Source organism: Leifsonia aquatica H1aii (assembly GCF_000633535.1).
GTDB lineage: Bacteria > Actinomycetota > Actinomycetes > Actinomycetales > Microbacteriaceae > Leifsonia > Leifsonia aquatica_A.
In genome coordinates this window covers 1-18,184 of the sequence record NZ_AYMR01000004.1, presented here as the reverse complement: position 1 = coordinate 18,184, position 18,184 = coordinate 1, and the positions used below count along the sequence as shown (strand labels likewise).

General features: G+C 70.7%; 16 protein-coding genes. 14 read left to right on the top strand and 2 right to left on the bottom strand.

Features of this window, described 5'->3' with window-relative positions; all coding sequences use genetic code 11:
• The 10 genes from ybeY to leuA all read left to right on the top strand — a co-directional run bounded on the left by ybeY (position 1) and on the right by leuA (position 13,666).
• Positions 1–462: an rRNA maturation RNase YbeY gene (gene ybeY, locus U870_RS0102505; protein ID WP_025155844.1), complete on the top strand. Its 462-nt coding sequence runs from the start codon at positions 1–3 to the stop codon at positions 460–462.
• Between the two features lie 8 nt (positions 463–470).
• A complete protein-coding gene (locus U870_RS0102500; protein ID WP_025155843.1) occupies positions 471–1,835 on the top strand; it encodes a hemolysin family protein in 1,365 nt (454 codons plus the stop codon).
• On the top strand, positions 1,832–2,725 hold the full coding sequence (gene era / locus U870_RS0102495) for a GTPase Era (RefSeq protein ID WP_025155842.1): 894 nt from the start codon (positions 1,832–1,834) through the stop codon (positions 2,723–2,725). Before U870_RS0102500 ends, era begins: the two co-directional genes overlap by 4 nt.
• 79 nt (positions 2,726–2,804) lie before the next feature.
• Entirely contained in the window at positions 2,805–4,685 is a 1,881-nt protein-coding gene (locus U870_RS0102490; protein WP_029947092.1) for a sensor histidine kinase, read from the top strand.
• Positions 4,682–5,407 carry a response regulator gene (locus tag U870_RS0102485; RefSeq protein WP_043709255.1) on the top strand — a complete coding sequence of 242 codons (726 nt, stop codon included), beginning with the start codon at positions 4,682–4,684 and terminating at the stop codon, positions 5,405–5,407. The genes U870_RS0102490 and U870_RS0102485 overlap by 4 nt, the downstream gene beginning before the upstream one ends.
• A gap of 74 nt (positions 5,408–5,481) precedes the next feature.
• On the top strand, positions 5,482–6,264 hold the full coding sequence (locus U870_RS0102480) for an ABC transporter ATP-binding protein (RefSeq protein ID WP_025155839.1): 783 nt from the start codon (positions 5,482–5,484) through the stop codon (positions 6,262–6,264).
• Positions 6,261–7,694, top strand: coding sequence for an ABC transporter permease (locus U870_RS0102475; protein WP_205288710.1), 1,434 nt, complete (start codon positions 6,261–6,263; stop codon positions 7,692–7,694). Before U870_RS0102480 ends, U870_RS0102475 begins: the two co-directional genes overlap by 4 nt.
• A gap of 103 nt (positions 7,695–7,797) precedes the next feature.
• On the top strand, positions 7,798–9,084 hold the full coding sequence (locus U870_RS0102470) for an alpha/beta hydrolase (RefSeq protein ID WP_240183616.1): 1,287 nt from the start codon (positions 7,798–7,800) through the stop codon (positions 9,082–9,084).
• A complete protein-coding gene (locus tag U870_RS0102465; RefSeq protein WP_025155836.1) occupies positions 9,081–11,756 on the top strand; it encodes a bifunctional lysylphosphatidylglycerol flippase/synthetase MprF in 2,676 nt (891 codons plus the stop codon). Before U870_RS0102470 ends, U870_RS0102465 begins: the two co-directional genes overlap by 4 nt.
• Before the next feature lie 134 nt (positions 11,757–11,890).
• A complete protein-coding gene (gene leuA / locus U870_RS0102460) occupies positions 11,891–13,666 on the top strand; it encodes a 2-isopropylmalate synthase (RefSeq protein WP_025155835.1) in 1,776 nt (591 codons plus the stop codon).
• A 221-nt stretch (positions 13,667–13,887) separates the two neighbouring features.
• Here the strand turns inward: leuA and U870_RS0102455 are convergent, their stop codons facing one another.
• Positions 13,888–14,649, bottom strand: a complete 762-nt coding sequence (locus U870_RS0102455; RefSeq protein ID WP_025155834.1) for a trimeric intracellular cation channel family protein — start codon at positions 14,647–14,649, stop codon at positions 13,888–13,890.
• Between the two features lie 60 nt (positions 14,650–14,709).
• Between U870_RS0102455 and recO the strand changes: the two genes are divergently transcribed.
• From recO to U870_RS24210, 4 genes are read left to right on the top strand one after another with little or no spacing between them, the layout of a single operon-like run.
• Positions 14,710–15,450 carry a DNA repair protein RecO gene (gene recO, locus U870_RS0102450; protein ID WP_025155833.1) on the top strand — a complete coding sequence of 247 codons (741 nt, stop codon included), beginning with the start codon at positions 14,710–14,712 and terminating at the stop codon, positions 15,448–15,450.
• Positions 15,447–16,322 carry an isoprenyl transferase gene (locus U870_RS0102445; RefSeq protein ID WP_025155832.1) on the top strand — a complete coding sequence of 292 codons (876 nt, stop codon included), beginning with the start codon at positions 15,447–15,449 and terminating at the stop codon, positions 16,320–16,322. Before recO ends, U870_RS0102445 begins: the two co-directional genes overlap by 4 nt.
• Before the next feature lie 29 nt (positions 16,323–16,351).
• Complete coding sequence (locus U870_RS0102440) at positions 16,352–17,023, top strand: DsbA family oxidoreductase (RefSeq protein ID WP_025155831.1); 672 nt, start codon at positions 16,352–16,354, stop codon at positions 17,021–17,023.
• A complete protein-coding gene (locus tag U870_RS24210; protein WP_162819070.1) occupies positions 17,020–17,166 on the top strand; it encodes a hypothetical protein in 147 nt (48 codons plus the stop codon). Before U870_RS0102440 ends, U870_RS24210 begins: the two co-directional genes overlap by 4 nt.
• A 21-nt stretch (positions 17,167–17,187) precedes the next feature.
• Here U870_RS24210 and U870_RS0102430 read toward each other — a convergent pair whose 3' ends face one another.
• Positions 17,188–18,105, bottom strand: coding sequence for an endonuclease domain-containing protein (locus tag U870_RS0102430; protein ID WP_025155830.1), 918 nt, complete (start codon positions 18,103–18,105; stop codon positions 17,188–17,190).
• Between the last annotated feature and the right edge of the window lie 79 nt (positions 18,106–18,184).

Here is an 18,184-nt window from a genome sequence, read left to right as displayed (position 1 = left end):
ATGAGCATCGAGATCAACAACGAGTCGACGATCGAGGTGGACGAGGCCGCCCTCCAGCGCCTCGCCGCCTACGCGTTCGACATCATGCACGTGCACCCGGACGCCGAACTCGCGATCGTCCTGGTCGACGAGGCTGCGATGGAGCAGCTGCACGTGCAGTGGATGGACGAGCCCGGTCCGACGGACGTGCTGAGCTTCCCGATGGACGAGCTGCGTCCCGGCACCGAGGAGGAGCCCTCCCCGGCCGGCCTGCTCGGCGACGTGGTGCTCTGCCCGCAGGTGGCACAGATGCAGGCGGAGACCGCCGGGCACACCCTGATGGATGAACTGCTGCTCCTGACGACCCACGGCATCCTGCACCTGCTGGGCTTCGACCACGCCGAGCCGGCGGAGGAGCGCGAGATGTTCGGGATCCAGCGCGACATCCTGGTGGGCTTCGCCCGCTACGACCGTCAGCGCTAGGGAGTCCGATGCTCACGGCGCTGTTCTTCGTCGTCGCCTTCCTGCTCGTCGCCTTCGGCGGTCTGATGGCGGCGGTCGACTCCGCCCTCGGCGTGCAGTCGCGCGGGGACCTCGCCGATCTGGCCGAGACGTCCCGGTCGAGGAAGGCCCTGCTGGCGATCTCCGACGACCCCGGCCCGTACCTCAACGCCGTCAACTTCAGCCGCATCATCGCGGAGACCACGGCGGCCGTGCTGGTCACGCTCGCCTTCGAGCAGATCTTCGACGAGTGGTGGATCTCGCTGATCCTCGCCGCCCTGATCATGACCGGTGTGTCGTTCGTGCTGGTCGGGGTGAGCCCGCGCAGCGTCGGCCGCGCGAACTCCACCGGGCTCCTGCGCGCGACGGCCGGGCTGGTGCGCTTCGTGCGGGTCGTGCTCGGCCCGATCCCGGGCGGCCTCGTGGCGCTCGGCAACAGGGTGACGCCGTCGCGCGCCCGCTCGGCGCCGGTCACGAGCGAGGAGCAGCTGCTCAGCATCGTGGACGAAGCGACCGAATTCGACGTGCTCGAGGAGGACGACCGAGAGCTGATCCACTCGATCTTCGAGTTCAGCGACACCGTCGTGCGCGAGGTGATGATCCCGCGCACGGACATGATCGCCCTCGACACGTCGGCGGGTCTCGGCACGGCGATGGGACTCTTCTTCAGCAAGGGCGTCTCGCGCATGCCGGTCATCGACGGCGACCCGGACGAAGTCGTCGGAGTGCTCTACCTGCGCGACGTCGCCAAGCTCAGCTTCGAGCGCCCGCTCGGCGCGGAAGGGCTGACGATGGGGGAGATCGCCCGGCCCGCCCTGTTCGTGCCGGAGTCGCAGAAGGCCGACGCGCTGCTGCGCGAGATGCAGCGCGAGTCGAACCACCTGGCGATGGTGGTGGACGAGTATGGCGGAATCGCGGGACTCGTCACCCTCGAAGACCTGATCGAGGAGCTCGTCGGCGACATCTCCGACGAGTACGACCACGAGGTCGAGCTCATCCAACCGCTCGGCTCGGGCGGCTACCGCATCGCGACACGGCTGCCGCTGGACGACCTGGGAGAGCTGTTCGACCTCGAGATCGAGGACGAGGACGTCGACAGCGTCGGCGGTCTCGTCGCGAAAGCACTGGGCCGCCTCCCCGAGGTCGGCTCCACGATCGGGGTGCACGGTCTGCGCTTCACGGTGGATCGGATCGAGGGTCGCCACAAGCACGTGAGCACCGTCCTGGTGGAGCGCGACACCGCCCTCCTGCCCGAGCCCGAGCCGTCGATTACCTTCCACCGCGCGGAGGACAGGCAGCGCGGCGAGGACAAGAACCAGAAGCGCGACAGACGCGAGAAGGAAGTACGCCCGTGACCGAGTACCACGCCGGATTCGTGTCGTTCGTCGGCCGACCCAATGTCGGCAAGTCGACGCTGACCAACGCCCTCGTGGGGGAGAAGGTCGCGATCACGAGCTCGAAGCCCCAGACGACCCGCCGCGCCATCCGCGGCATCGTGCACCAGAAGGCCGGTCAGCTCATCCTGGTCGACACGCCCGGCATCCACCGGCCGCGCACCCTGCTCGGCGAACGGCTCAACACGCTCGTGCAGTCGACGCTCGGCGACGTGGACGTGATCGGCTTCTGCGTGCCGGCGGACGAGAAGATCGGTCCGGGTGACCGGTTCATCAACGACCAGCTCGACGACTACCCGTCGGCGAAGAAGGTCGCGATCGTCACGAAGATCGACAAGGCGAGCCGTCCGCAGGTCGCGCAGCAGCTGCTGGCGCTGGCGGAGCTGCGCGAGTGGGAGGCCATCGTGCCGATCTCGGCGACCAGCGCCATCCAGCTCGACACCCTCACCGGCGAGCTGATGAAGCTGCTGCCGACGTCGCCCGGTCCGCTGTACCCGGAGGACGCGATCACCGACGAGGGCCTCGAGGACCGGATCGCTGAGTACATCCGCGAGGCCGTGCTGGAGGGGGTGCAGGACGAACTCCCGCACTCGCTCGCCGTGACCATCGACGACATCATCGAGCGCGACGACAAAGACCTCGTCGAGGTCTACGCCAACCTCTTCGTCGAGCGCGACAGCCAGAAGGCGATCGTGATCGGGAAGGGCGGCAGCCGGCTGCGCGATGTCGGGGCGGCTGCGCGCGAGCCGATCGAGAAACTGCTCGGGCAGCACGTCTTCCTCTCCATCCGGGTGAAGGTCGCCAAGGACTGGCAGCGCGATCCGAAGCAGCTCGGCCGCCTCGGATTCTGACCCGCCGTCCCGTACATCGGCAGGATGATTCCCGCGGACGGATGCGGTCCCGGCCGCGCGGGGACCGTACCGTAGAGGCATGGCCGACCGCACCCGCGTCCTGAGCGCGCTCGCACCGCGCCGCTGGGTGCTCGAACCCGCGGTCGCGGTGCTGTTGTTCGCGGCCTGGCTGATCGCGGGGCTCCCCACCGCCCTGTCGGCGCTCGCTCTGCTGTTCTACTGCGCCGCCGTCGCCCTGTCCCGCGTGCTTCCCGGCGTCGCGCTCGGGATCGTCTGGACGGCGATCCTGTTGGAGCTGACGGAGCCGGATCCGTTGCCGAGCGCGTTCCGGGTGATCGCCGCCGTCGCGGTGTTCGCGACCGTGTTCGGCATCGCCGCGCACGGCGGCGCGGTGCTGCGGTGGTTCGCCTTCGGGTCGGCCATCCTGTTCGGACCGGCGATGGCGTTCCTGTTCACCGTCCGCGGCGAGCTGAAGTTCCTGCAGTTCGGTCCGGTGATCGCCGGCTACTACACGAGCCAGGGCGTCGGGCTGCTCCTGATGAGCCTGCTGATGATCGTGGCCTTCCTGCTCGCCTGGCTGCTGGGCTACCTGGTCGCCCGCCAGCGTGCGTTCGAGCCGGCGGCGCCGACGCCGGGCGGAACGGGCCAGCGCGGGTCGGTCCTGGTCTGGCTCGCCTCGTCGGGCGGGGCGGTCGTGACCGAGAGCGACCCCGACCGGCCCGGGCTGGTGCGCCGCCTGCGCCGCGGCCAGCTGACCTTCGACATCGCGGGTGCGGCGGCGTTCGCCGTGTTCTGCCTGCTGATCGACTCCTCGAACGTGTTCGGCTTCAGCCACGACGGCGGCCGCTCCGGAATCGTGGTCCTCACGGTCTTCACCGTCGCGGTGGCCCTGCGCCGGCTCTCACCGCCGGTCGCTCTCGCGCTGGCCTGGCTGGCCGCCGTCATCCAGATGACGACCGGCAACAGCATCCTGGCGAGCGATCTGGGCGTGCTGCTCGTGCTCTACGCGACCGCCGCGTACGGCGACCGTGTCGTCCGGTGGGTCGGCCTGGTCTCCGCGGGCCTCGGCGCCCTGGTCGCCGCGCTGTACCTCTCGGTCACGAGCGCCCTCGCGCAGGACTACTTCAACCTCCTCTCATCGGCCATCACCAGCATCGCGCTGCAGTTCGCCTTCCTGTTCGTGGTCAGCGTGACCGTGCTGGGACTGTCCTGGGTGCTCGGGCTGCTGATGCGCACCTGGCGGGCGGCCCGGTTCTCCCGCTACGCGCAGACCGTCGCCGAGCTCGACCGCAATCGGGCGGAGGAGGTCGTCGTCGTCGAGCAGGAGCGCACCCGCATCGCCCGGGACATGCACGACGTCGTCGCCCACTCGCTCGCCGTCGTGATCGCCCAGGCCGACGGCGCGCGCTACGCCCGGCACACCGATCCGGATGCCGTGGACGAGGCGCTCACCACGATCGCGGCGACGGCGCGCTCGGCCCTCGGCGACGTGCGCGTGCTGCTCGCCGAGCTGCGTCAGTCGCAACCCGAGGGACCGCAGCCGGGCATCGACGACATCGGCGAGACCGTTCAGCACATCCGGGCTGCGGGGCTGGCGGTCTCGCTGGAGCGGTTCGGCTCGTTCGAGACGCTCGGCTCCGCCCAGCAGATCGCCGCCTTCCGCATCGTGCAGGAGGCGCTGACCAACGCCCTCCGGCACGGCGACACCACCCAGCCAGCCGCCGTCATCCTGGCCGAGACCGCTCCCGGCGCCGGAGGGCCCGGCATCGTCATCACCGTGAGGAACACCATGAAGCACCTGTCCGCCGATCAGCTCACGACCGGGACGCTGCCGCGCATCGGCCACGGCCTGCCCGGGATGCGCGAACGCGCCTCCCTCGCCGGCGGCACGCTCTCGGCAGCACCGTCGGACGGGGTGTTCGTCGTATCCGCGTTCCTGCCCGCGGGAGGGGCCGCGTGACCGGCGACGAGAGCGCTCCGGTTGCGCCCGCGACGTCGGCGGCGGCACCCGATCCGATCCGGGTGCTCCTGGTGGACGACCAAGCGCTCTTCCGTGCCGGGGTGCGGATGCTGGTGAGCTCGCAGCCCGATCTGGAGTACGTCGGCGAGGCGGCGAACGGCCAGGAGGGCGTCGACCTCGCCCGCAGTGCCCGTCCGGACGTGGTGCTGATGGACATCCGCATGCCGGTGATGGACGGCATCGCCGCGACCGGCGCGATCATCGCCGCGGCGGAGCGCGAGGGACGCACGCCGCCCCGCATCGTGGTGCTCACCACGTTCGATCTGGACGAGGCCGCCGCCCGGGCGATCCGCGGTGGAGCGAGCGGATTCGTGCTCAAGGACGCCGAGCCCGAGTTCCTGCTCGCGGCGATCCGCACCGTGCACGCCGGCAGCGCGGTCATCGCCGCCGGTGCCACGCGCGAACTGTTCCAGTACTTCTCCGAGGGGCGCGCCGAACGCCCCCAGCCGGTCGAGTTCGCCACGCTGACGGCGCGCGAGCGGGAGATCTTCGTCCTCGCGGCCCGGGGCCTCAGCAACGCGGAGATCGCCGGATCCGAGTTCCTCAGCGAGGCGACGGTGAAGACCCACATCTCGCGCATCCTGGCCAAGCTCGGGCTCCGGGACCGGGTGCAGATGGTGGTGTACGCGTTCGAGCACGGGTTGACCGGGACCGCCGGCTGAATCATCCTCCGGAGGGATGGCGGATGGGTCCTGAGCGCGATCCGCCGGGCGCGCCCGATTCCTAGCGTGGAGGTATGACAGAGACCACTGCGCTGCCGTCCGCGGGCGCCGCCGATCCCGCCCCCGTCGCCCGCGTCGAGGGCGCCACCAAGACCTACGGCTCCGGAGCCGGCCGGGTCGCCGCCCTCGATGGAGTGACCATCGGCATCCCCGCCGGGCGCTTCACCGCCGTCATGGGTCCGAGCGGATCGGGCAAGTCCACCCTGATGCACGTGATGGCGGGGCTCGACACGGTGACCAGCGGACGCGTCTTCCTCGGCGACACCGAGATCACGAGCCTGCCGGACACCGAGCTCACCCTGCTGCGCCGTCGGCGCGTCGGCTTCGTCTTCCAGTCTTTCAACCTGGTCCCGACGCTCGACGTGCAGGCGAACATCCTCCTGCCGTTCGAGCTGGACGGTCGCCGCCCGGCCGCCGCGGAGCGCGAGTGGATCGACCACCTGATCGAATCGCTGGGCCTGCAGGCGCGCCTGACGCACCGGCCGCACGAGCTCTCCGGCGGCCAGCAGCAGCGGGTCGCGATCGTGCGAGCGCTCGCCACCCGGCCCGACCTGGTCTTCGCCGACGAGCCGACCGGCAACCTGGACTCGCGCACGGGACGCGAGGTGCTCGCGGTGCTGCGGGAGGCGGCCCACAGCTACGGTCAGAGCATCGCGATGGTCACGCACGACCCGGTGGCCGCCAGCTTCGCCGACCGCATCGTCTTCCTCGCCGACGGCCGCGTGGCCGCCGAACGCGACCGCTCCTCGGCCGAGGAGATCTCGGCGTACATGCTCGGGATGGAGGCCCTGGCGTGATCCGGGCGTTCCGGGCCAACGCGCGCGAGCACCGGGCGAGCATCCTGGTCGCCGCCCTGAGCGCGGCGTTCGGCGTCGCACTCCTGGCCTGCACGAACGTCCTGAGCGCCTACATCGGCGCCACCGATCTCGGGGCGAGCACGACGGCGCAGATCGCGCTGTCCATGGTCTCCGCCGTCTTCTTCGTGATCGCGGTCTATGTGGGCGCGATCGTGACGACCAACACGTTCGCCACCATCATCGCCGGACGCACCCGCACCATCGCGCTGCTGCGGCTCATCGGGTCGAGCGCGCAGGCGCAACGGCGATCGGTCGCGGGCGAGGGGCTCACGGTCGGGATCATCGGGGCGGTGGCCGGGGGAGCGGGAGCCGCGGCGCTGTCGCTGCTCGCGACCCGGCTGCTGACGGTCGCCGGCGTGCTGCCCGACCGGCTCTACCCCGTCCTCACCCCGACTCTCCTCGTGCCGGTGGTGATCGTCGCGCTGACGACCTGGCTCGCCTCCTGGATCGGCAGCAGGCGCGTGCTCACCGTCACTCCCGTGCAGGCGCTCGGCGCGGCGCAGGAGCGCCCGGCATCGGCGGTGCGCACCCGCGGCCGCACGATCGTCGCGCTCGCTCTCATCGCCGTCGGCGTCGCCCTGCTGGCGGTGGGGGTCCTGCTCGGGCTCGGAGTGTTCGGCGGTGTCCCTGTCCTGGAGGCTCTCGGACCGTACGGCATCCTCGTCGCCTTCCCGGGAGGCATCCTCTCGTTCACGGGCATCGTGCTCGCGGCGCCGCTGTTCCTGCCCGCGGTCCTGCGGGGAGCGGGACTGCTGCTCGGGCGCGGCGCCGCCGCCCGCCTGGCGGCGGCGAACGCGGTGCGCAACCCGGAGCGCAGCTCGCGGACGACGATCGGTCTCGTCATCGGGGTGACCCTCGTCACGATGTTCGTCGTCGCCGCCCAGTCCTGGCTCCAGATGATCCAGCAGGCGGCGCACGACCAGCCGGAGGTCTACGCGGGTGTTGAGAATATCCTCACCGTCACGATGGTCGTGTTCAGCGTGCTGGTGGGCTTCTCGGCGGTGATCGCGGCGGTCGGTGTGGTCAACAGCCTCGCCCTCAGCGTGCTCCAGCGTGCCCGTGAGCTCGGCCTGCTCCGCGCGCTCGGCTTCACCGGTGGACAGGTGCGGCGGATGATCCTCGCCGAGAGCGTGCAGATCACCGTCGCAGGCGTCGTCACCGGGCTGGTGCTGGGATCCGTCTACGGCTGGGCCGGCGCGCAGTCCCTGTTGGCGGGCATCCCCGGCGGCGGCTTCGTGATCCCGGTGCTGCCGTGGGCGTACCTCGGTGTGGTGGCCCTGGCCGGCGCCGTGCTCGCGGTGCTCGCATCGCTGGCCCCCACCCGCCGGGCCACGCGCATCACCCCGGTCGCCGCGCTCGCTGTCGAATAGCCCCCTTCGAGTTTCCTGAACCTGACCACGGCTCCAGCTCGGGACCACCTGTGACCCGGATAATGGCAGCGCACCGAGGAGAGGACCCACCCTGAACTGGCTCATGACGTTGAGGATCGACAAGCCGCCGTTCCTCATCACCGTCGACATCATCGCCGCGGTCCTCGCCCTCTACCTGCTGCTGCGCCCCACCGCGCGGCGGACGGCGGCCGGGCTGATCGCCGCGGTGGCCGGCGGTCTGGTCGGCTGGCTGATCGTCTGGCTCGCCGACGACGTCTACAACGCGTTCGGCGTCGGGCTGACCCCCGTGACGACGTGGTGGGCGGTGCTCGGCTTCGCCGGCGTGAGCCTCGCGATCGCGAACCTGTTCCGCTCGCGCTGGTGGCGCAAGCTGATCGCGATCGTCAGCATCCCGGTCTTCCTCGTCACCGCCGCGGCGGGCATCAATGTCGACTTCGGGGCGTACCGTGATCTCGACGATGCGTTGGGGGTCGTGCCGTACAAGGCCCTCGACCTGCACGCGGAGCGGGGGGAGGTGCTCGACATCGGCACGGACTACGCCTCGACGGCGACGACCGGACAGACGGTGCCGGCGAAGGGCCAGGTGGGCACGGTGAAGATCCCGGCCACCGAATCGCATTTCCCGGCGCGCACGGCCGTGGTGTACCTGCCCCCGGTCGCCCTGACGGCGCATCCGCCGGCGCTCCCGGTGCTCTACGCGCTCTCCGGCCAGCCCGGAGCCCCGGCCGACATGTTCACCGCCGGGCGGCTCGCGCCCGCGATGGACGCCTTCGCCGCGGCGCACGACGGCTACGCGCCGATCGTCGTCGCCGCGGACCAGCTGGGCGGCCCCGGCCGCAACCCGATGTGCGTGGACTCGCGCGAGTACGGCGACTCGGCGACCTATCTGTTGACGGACGTCCGCAACTGGGTGTCGTCCCACCTCCGGGTGAGCAGCGATCCGGCCGCCTGGGGCGTGTTCGGCTACTCGCAGGGTGCGACCTGCGCCGTGCAGTTCGCCACAGGGCACCCGGAGCTGTTCGGTTCGGCGCTGGCGTCCTCCAGCGAGCTCGGCCCGACCCTGGGGGACCGGACGCTGACGATCGACACCGGGTTCGGCGGCTCCACCGCCGCATTCGAGGCGGCACAGCCGCTCGCCATGATGAAGGCGAAGGCGCCCTACAAGGACTCCACCATCGTGTTCGGCGTCGGGCAGAACGATGCCAAGTACACCGCGTTCGCCCGGACGCTGGATGCGGCGGCCACCGCGGCGGGGATCCACAGCGAACTGCTGATCTCCCCGGGGACCGCGCACGATTGGAACACCGTGCGTCACACTCTGCAGGACGGCTTCCCGGCCATCGCACGTCAGATGGGACTGGAACGATGAGCGGTCCGGGGGAGAACGCGCCGGAGCGGCCCGAACAGCCGAGCGCCGAACAGCCGAGCGCGCCGCAGCCGCCCGCCGAACAGCCGAGCGCGCCGCAGCCGCCCGCGTCGGAACCGCCCGCGTCGGAACCGGCCGCTGACCGACCGCGCGAACCTCTGCCGCTCACCGGCGCCCTCGCGATCCAGACGGAGGAGCGCGGAATCCACCGTGTCGGGCGCATCGTCGCCCGCTACCCGTTCACCCTCGGCGTCACGGTGCTCGTCCTGGTGCTCGCCCTCGTGACAGGCCCGCTGCACGGCCCGCACCGGCCGCTGCGCATCTGGGTGGGCACGGGTGCCGCGCAGATCGCCGACGGCCACTGGTGGTCGCCGGTCACGTCCGTGCTGTTCACGAGCGACATCGCCGAGCTGATCCTCGGTCTGGTGCTGCTCGTCCTCCTGGTCGGGGCCTCCGAGCACCTGATGCGCACCTGGCGCACGGCGCTGGCGTTCGTCGTCACACCGGTGGTCGGGATCGTCGTCGGGTCGGCGGTCCAGCTGATCGGCAGCCAGACGGGGGAGATGTGGTCGCGCAACGTCCACGGGCTCGTCGCGCTCGACGTCTTCACGGCCATCGGCGGGACGATCATGACCGCGAGCGCGTTCGCCGGCGCGCTCTGGCGACGCCGGATCCGCGTGATCACGCTGTTGGTCGCGATCATGTTCCTGCTCTACTCCGGGTTCCCCTCCGACCTCGACCGCCTGCTCGCGGTGCTCGCGGGTCTTGCCCTGGGCGCCCTCCTGAACCGCGGTGGACGGGCCCGCGGGTGGCAGCGCAGCTCCCATCACGAGATCCGGGTGCTCCTCGCCTCCGCGGTCGCGGTCACCGCCATCGGCCCGGTGATCGGGCTGCTCACCCGCTCGCGGTACGGCCTCCTCTCGCCGATCGCCCTCCTGTTCAGCGACGACGTCGCGAACCGGGGGAACGTGCTCGAGCGCTGCCAGGCGTTCGCCGTCACCCGCGACTGCGTGCGCGACATCACGCTCGAGCGGATCAACGGCCTCGGGCCGGTTCTGCTCTCGGTGCTGCCGCTCCTGGTGCTCCTGGTGGCGGCCTTCGGCCTCCTGCGCGGCCGGCGGTTCGCCGTGTGGCTCGCCGTCGGCGTGAACGGTCTCCTCGCGATCCTCTCGATGCTCTACTTCGGCATCCTCCCGGTCGCCGGCGGGGCGCGCGCCGCAGTCTCGGCGCGCTACTGGGAGGTCACCGCGATCCTCGCGATCTCCTCGGCGGTGCCGCTGGTCATGGCGATCCTGCTGATCGTCCTCCGCCGGCACTTCCCGGTGCTGCCCACCGCCCGGGCCGTGCGGCGCTACGTGCTCACGGTCGTGCTCTCGGGCCTGGGACTCGCCGCCCTGTACGTGCTGGTCGGCTGGCTGCAGCGCGACACCGGCTTCACCCGTCCGATCGACATCGGCGACCTGCTCGACGATGTGTTCGAGCGATTCGTCCCGGTGAGCTTCCTGCGCCGCGAGCCGGTGCAGTACCTGCCGACGACGCCACTGGCGACCATCGTCTACCACAACATCGGGACGCTGTTCTGGCTGATCGTCATCGCCGCGGCCATCCCGCCCATGCTCGGTCGCGGGGCCGTCGGGCGCACCGCCGACGAGGCGGCCCGCGTCCGTGCGCTGCTGACCCGCGGCGGCGGTGACGCGCTCTCGTTCATGGCGACCTGGCCGGGCACGAGCCACTGGTTCGACCCCGACGGTGGCGGCGCGATCGCCTACCGGGTGGTCGGCCGGGTCGCGATCACGACCGGCGGCCCGTTCGGCGCGCCGGCTCCGCATGACCGCGCCATCGAGCGATTCGCCCGCTACTGCGACGACAACGGCTGGATCCCCGTCTACTACAGCGTGGAGGACGAATACGAACCGCTGTTCGAGCGCATGGGCTGGTCGACGATGACGGTCGCGGAGGAGACGGTGATCCGGCCGCAGAACTGGGCGACCACCGGCAAGAAGTGGCAGGACGTCCGCACGTCCATCAACCGTGCGCAGCGCGCCGGGATCCGCGCCGAGTGGACCTCGTATCCTGCGCTCCCGCTCAGTGCGACGGTGCAGATCTCCGACATCTCGGAGCAGTGGGTGGCCGAGAAGGACCTGCCGGAGATGGGCTTCACGCTCGGGGGCATCGACGAGCTGCGCGACCCGGCGGTCCGCCTCATGCTCGCGATCGACGAGAGCGGCCGGATCGAGGGCGTCACCAGCTGGTTGCCGACCTGGCGCGACGGGGTCGTGATCGGCTGGACCCTCGACTTCATGCGCCGCCGCCCGGGCAGCATCAACGGAGTGATGGAGTTCCTGATCGCCGAGGCGGCCACGCGGATGAAGGCCGACGGCATCGAGTTCATGAGCCTCTCGGCGGCGCCGCTCGCCCACACGGCCGGCACCCCGGACGGCGAGAAGAGCGGCATGGACCGCATCCTGGGCTACCTCAGCACCTCGCTCGAGCCCGTCTACGGCTTCCGCTCCCTGCTGAACTTCAAGCAGAAGTTCCAACCCGAGCTGCACCCGCTGATCATGGCCTACCCCGATCCGGTCGCGCTGCCGGAGATCGGGATCGGGCTCGCGCGCGCCTATCTCCCCGACCTCTCGGTGCGTCAGGCGGCGTCGCTGGCCCGCGGTCGCTCCTGACCATGCGTGGTACTCTCGTTGCTGTGTACGGTCTGCTCCTTCTTAGCTGCCGCGACGAGTCCTAGTTCCGGGCCTCCCTCGTCGCGGAGTTCGTCGTCGGCTCTCCACACCACCCCGCGAGGAGAATTCAGACCATGAAGAACACGCAGGCGCCGAGCGCCATGCCGATTCACAAGTACCGTCCGTTCCACGAGCAGATCCGCGTCCACCTGCCGGACCGCACCTGGCCGGACAACCGCATCACCGTCGCGCCGCGCTGGTGCGCCGTCGACCTGCGCGACGGCAACCAAGCGCTGATCGACCCGATGAGCCCCGAGCGCAAGCGCATCATGTTCGACCTGCTCGTCCGGATGGGCTACAAGGAGATCGAGGTCGGCTTCCCGAGCGCGAGCCAGACCGACTTCGACTTCGTCCGCAGCCTCATCGAGGAGGGCGCGATCCCGGACGACGTCACGATCCAGGTGCTGACCCAGGCGCGAGAACACCTGATCAAGCGCACCTACGAGTCGCTGATCGGCGCCAAGCAGGCCATCGTGCACCTCTACAACTCGACCAGCATCCTGCAGCGCGACGTCGTCTTCCGCACCGACCAGCAGGGCATCGTCGACATCGCCCTCGCCGGCGCCCGGCTCTGCCGGCAGATGGAGGCGCTGGTCCCCGGCACCGAGATCTACTACGAGTACTCGCCCGAGAGCTACACCGGAACCGAGCTCGAGTTCGCCGCCGACATCTGCAATCAGGTGATCGAGATCTTCGAGCCCACGGCAGAGCGCAAGGTCATCATCAACCTGCCCGCGACGGTCGAGATGGCGACGCCCAACGTCTACGCCGACTCGATCGAGTGGATGTCGCGCCACCTGAACCACCGCGAGAACGTCATCCTGTCGCTGCACCCGCACAATGACCGCGGCACCGCCGTCGCGGCGGCCGAGCTCGGCTACATGGCCGGCGCCGACCGCATCGAGGGCTGCCTGTTCGGCAACGGCGAGCGCACCGGCAATGTCGACCTGGTCACGCTGGGCGTCAACCTCTTCACGCAGGGCATCGACCCGCAGATCGACTTCAGTGACATCGACCAGATCAAGCGCACGGTCGAGTACTGCAACCAGCTGCCGGTCGGCGAGCGCAGCCCCTGGGGCGGCGACCTGGTCTTCACCGCCTTCAGCGGCTCGCACCAGGACGCCATCAAGAAGGGCTTCGAGGCGATGGCCGCGCAGGCCGAGGCCGAGGGGAAGTCGGTCGACGACCTGGTCTGGGCCGTGCCGTACCTGCCCATCGACCCGAAGGACCTGGGCCGCAGCTACGAGGCGGTCATCCGCGTCAACTCGCAGTCCGGAAAGGGCGGCGTCGCCTACCTGCTGAAGACCGACCACGCGCTCGACCTGCCGCGCAAGCTCCAGATCGAGTTCTCCGGCGTCGTGCAGGCGAAGACGGACGCCGAGGGCGGCGAGGTCACCAGCGAGCAGATCTGGGACGTCTTCCAGGACGAGTACCTGCCCGCGCCGGCCTCCGACGCCGACGCCAAGTGGGGCCGGTTCGAGCTCGGCAGCACCTCGACCACGAACGAGTCCGGCGACCACGTGACCCTCACCGCCACCCTGCGCGACGGCGACACCGTCTCGAAGGTCAGCGGAGAGGGCAACGGGCCGATCGCCGCGTTCATCGACATCCTGAACGCCCGCGGCATCAACGCGCACCTCTACGACTACTCGCAGCACACGCTGTCGGCGAGCGAGTCGGCGCTGGCCGCGGCCTACATCGAACTCGACGTGGACGGGGTGCGCCTCTGGGGCGTCGGGATCGACGCCGACACCACCACCGCGTCGTTCAAGGCGGTCGTCTCGGCCGTCAACCGCGCGGTGCGCGCCTCGGCGGGTCAGGCGGAGGACGCCGAGCTCGTCAGCGCCTGAACCGGTCGCCCGGAACGCCGTCCACGAGGTGGGCGGCGTTCCGTCGTGCGGGCGGCGTGTGGCGGCCTGGGCGGCGGGTGCGACGGCGCTCGACGCCACGTCGCGGGGTGCCGGAACGCGGGGCGCCGGATCGGGGAGTGCCGGATCGCAGTGCGCGGGATCTCGAGGCTCCGGATCGCCAGGGCGCCGGATCGCAGAGGGCCGGATCCTGGGGCGCCGCGCTACTGGACGGGGTCGTCGGGCTTCTCGATGCGGTAGCGGGGGATGGCGCCGGTGTCGGTGCGCTCGTCCACGTGCGCATCGACCGGGCGGCGCGTCAGCCGCGGCCAGCGCACCCGCGGGATCCGGCCCAGCTCCCGCTGCTCCGGCAGGCTCCAGCCGAAACGCACCGCGAGCAACCGGATGATCAGGGTGACGACCACGCAGAGCAGAGCGGCGACCGTGAGCGGTGCTCCGAGATCGACCAGGACGACCAGCACGACGGTGCCTGCTCCCGCGGCGACCGCGTAGAGAGAGCCGACGTGCATCAGCGCGATCGGCAGGTTGAGCAGCACGTCGCGCAGGATCGACCCGCCGACGGCCGCCAGCACCCCCACGAAGATGGCGGGAACCTCCGGCAGCCCCAGCGAGAGCGCCTTGCTCGCGCCGATCGCGCCGAACAGGCCGATGGTGAGGGCGTCCAGGAAGGTGATCAGCGGGTCCAGCCGACGGAACAGGCGGACCAGCAGCATCCCGACCAGGGCGGAGACGACGGTCGCCGGCAGGTACCAATTGGACTGCAGTGCGACCGGTGTGACGTTCAGGAGCAGGTCGCGCAGCAGACCGCCGCCGACGCCGGTGGCGACGCCGATGATCGCGACGCCGAGCAGATCGAGCCGTCGATCGCGGAAACCGGAGGCGAACATCGCCCCCTGGAGGCTGCCGATGCCGACGGCGACGAGGTCGCCCCAGAGGGGGATGGTCAGGGCGGCGGTCGTGCTCACAGTCACTTCTACCATGCGGCGCTGCGCGAGGCTGTCGGTCGGACGCGCGATACTGGAGGGGTGCCCGTCTACCGTGATGAAGCCGTCGTGCTGCGCACCCACAAGTTGGGCGAAGCCGACCGTATCGTCACGCTCCTCAGCCGCCAGCACGGCAAGATCCGTGCGGTCGCCAAGGGGGTGCGGCGCACGGCCTCGCGGTTCGGGGCGCGGCTCGAACCGTTCATGGTCGCCGACCTGCAGCTCTACGAAGGGCGCACGCTCGACGTGATCACGCAGGCGGAGTCCCTCGGCTCCTACGGCGCGCTCATCGCGGACGACTACGCCAGCTACACGGCGGCCAGCGCGATGGTGGAGACCGCCGACCGGCTGACCGACGCGGAAGCCTCCCTGCAGCAGTACCTGCTGCTCGTCGGAGCGCTGCGCTCGCTGTCGCGCCGCGAGCACCCACCGACCCTCACGCTGGACTCCTACCTGCTGCGGGCGCTCTCCCTCGCGGGCTGGGCGCCCAGCTTCCTCGACTGCTCGCGGTGCGGGCGTCCGGGACCGCACGACCACATCGTCGTCCAGCTCGGCGGCGTGGTCTGTCCGGAGTGCGCGCCGAGCGGTGCCCCGCGGGTCGACCCGGCGACGATCGACCTGCTGGGCGCACTGCTGACCGGCGACTGGGCGGCCGCCGACGCGGCGGACGACACCACCCGCTCCCGGGCGAACGGCGTCGTCTCGGCCTACACCCAGTGGCATCTGGAGCGCGGCCTCCGTTCCCTGCAGCACGTCCACCACGACGAGAAGGGGAGCGCATGAGCCCCAAGCCCTACACGCACAAGGACGCGGTCGAGTACCGCCCGCTCGACTGGACCGGCGTGTATCCGCCTGCCCTGCCCGCCGCCGTGGTGCCAGGGCACGTCGCGATCGTGATGGACGGGAACGGACGCTGGGCCAATCGGCAGGGCCTGACCCGCATCGAGGGACACCGCGCGGGGGAGGCGTCGCTGCTCGACGTCGTGGCCGGCGCCATCCAGATCGGTGTCAAGCACCTGAGCGTCTACGCGTTCTCGACCGAGAACTGGAAGCGGTCGCCCGACGAGGTCCGCTTCCTCATGGGCTTCAACCGCGACGTGCTGCACCGCCGGCGCGACCAGCTCAACGAGTGGGGTGTCCGGGTGCGCTGGGCCGGCCGCAAGCCGCGTCTGTGGGGGTCGGTCGTCAAGGAGCTGCAGTACGCCGAGAAGCTGACCGCGGGGAACGACGTGCTCACCCTGACGATGTGCGTCAACTACGGCGGACGGACCGAGATCGCCGACGCCGTCCGCTCCATCGCCCAGGAGGTCGCCGCGGGCCGGCTGAAGCCGTCCGCGGTGGGGGAGAAGACCATCCAGCGCCACCTCTACCTGCCCGACATGCCCGACGTCGACCTCTTCGTACGCAGTTCGGGGGAGCAGCGCACCAGCAACTTCCTCCTCTGGCAGAGCGCGTACGCCGAGATGGTGTTCCTCGACACCTTGTGGCCGGACTTCAGCCGCACGGACCTGTGGGAGGCCGTCGGGCTGTACGCGCGCCGCAACCGTCGCTTCGGCGGGGCGGTCGACACGCCCACCGCCGAGGGCGGCGGTTCGTCGGGTTCGTCGGGTTCGTCGGGTTCGTCGGGTTCGGCGGCCTCGTCCGGTTCGGAATAGTTGCAGCGGTGCACGACGTTGAGGCCGATGTGAGCGAACCCATCAAGATCGACATCTGGTCCGACATCGCGTGCCCGTGGTGCTACATCGGCAAGCGCAAGTTCGAGGCCGGCAGCGGCCTCTTCGCCGGAGCCGGCGACGGCCGCGACGTCGAGGTCGAGTACCACTCCTTCGAGCTCTCGCCGGACACCCCGGTCGACTTCGACGGCAGCGAGATCGACTTCCTCGCCGGGCACAAGGGCATGGCCGCCGAGCAGGTGCAGCAGATGCTGGAGCGCGTCACCGGCATCGCCTCCTCCGTGGGCCTGGACTACGACTTCGACAGCCTCAAGCACACCAACACGGTCAAGGCGCACGAGCTCCTGCACTTCGCGAAGGCGAACGGCAAGCAGCTCGAGCTGGCCGAGCGGTTGTTCAAGGCCTACTTCATCGAGGGCGGCCACGTCGGGCGCGTCGAGGACCTCGCAGACCTCGCCGCCTCCGTGGGCCTCGACCGCGCCGAGGCCCTCGCCGCGCTGGAGTCGGAGCAGTACCTCGCCGACGTGCGCGAGGACCAGCGGACCGCCACCGAGTTCGGCATCAACGGCGTCCCGTTCTTCGTGATCGACGGCAAGTACGGCGTCTCCGGAGCTCAGGACGCCGCGACCTTCGCCCAGGTGCTCGAGCAGGTCTGGGGCGAGCGCGAGGCGGCGACCGCATGAGCGCCGCCCCCGCCGAGACCGGGGCCGTGACCGGGGCCGTGGTCGCCGCGTCCGCCGCCCCTTTCACTCTCATCCCCCTCGGCGACGCCTCCGCCGCCGCCTGCGACGGCGACTCCTGCGCCCTCCCTTCCCTCCCCGCCTGAACCACTTGTCGCGACACGCCGTCAGAGGCGTCGCGCCCACGGCGTGTCGTGGCCACTGGTTGCCATCGCGCTTGTGATTCGTGCGATCGCGAGTGCAGCGTCGGGCGTGAGGTGGGACCGGTTCAGCCGGACCACGCGCCATCCGGCCGCCTCGATCTCGAAGAGGCGGTCGATGTCGGTGTGGAACTGCGCGGCGTCCGTGCGATGGTGGTCGCCGTCGTACTCGATCGCGACTCGGAGCGCCGGGTACGCGAGATCGGCGTGATAGTCGCGAGTCGGCGTCGGGATCACATGGTTGATGCTCGGCTCGGGCAGACCGGCGCGGACGATCGCAAGCCGGAGCACCGTCTCCATCGGGGAATCCGTGCGCGGCCTGATCAACGTGAGTGCCGTGCGGAGCCGACGGATGCCGGGGCGACCGGCGGCGGCGTCCACGGCGAAGTCGATGGCGACGATCGAGGTGTGCGGGTCGTGGCGGCGCAGCAGCGCATCCCCGGCGACGACGAGGTCGTCCACGGGGAGCAGCGCGCCGAGCTGCACCCACGTCTCGAGCCGAGACGACGTGGGGATGCCGCCCACCCGCACCCGTTCGATGCGTTCCAGCTGGTGCCCGACGACACCCGGCCGACGAGGCGCGCGCGTCGGGTGGGGCACGGCGACATGGAGCGGACCGTCGTGCAGACGTGCGGGGACCGGCAGCCCATGCAGGACCGCGGCGGTCGCGTGGCTGAAGATCGCTTCGTCCGGAAGGACCGGCAGCAGCTCTCGACAGCGTCCGGCGGTGTCGTCGAGCCGTGCCGGCGTCGCGGACCGCACGCCGTGGGTGGGCCGACTCAGATCGGCGCGCCGGAGGCGGGACGACGAGATCCCGGCCGCGCGTGCATCACGAACGCGGAACGGGTCGTTCCGGAACTCCGGAGGGAGGGGCGTGGGCTGCATCGCGCCACCCTCCCACGCCCCCGCGCCGGCTGCCGGAGTTCTCCACAGCCACGCCATCCATCTGTCACGACACGCCGTC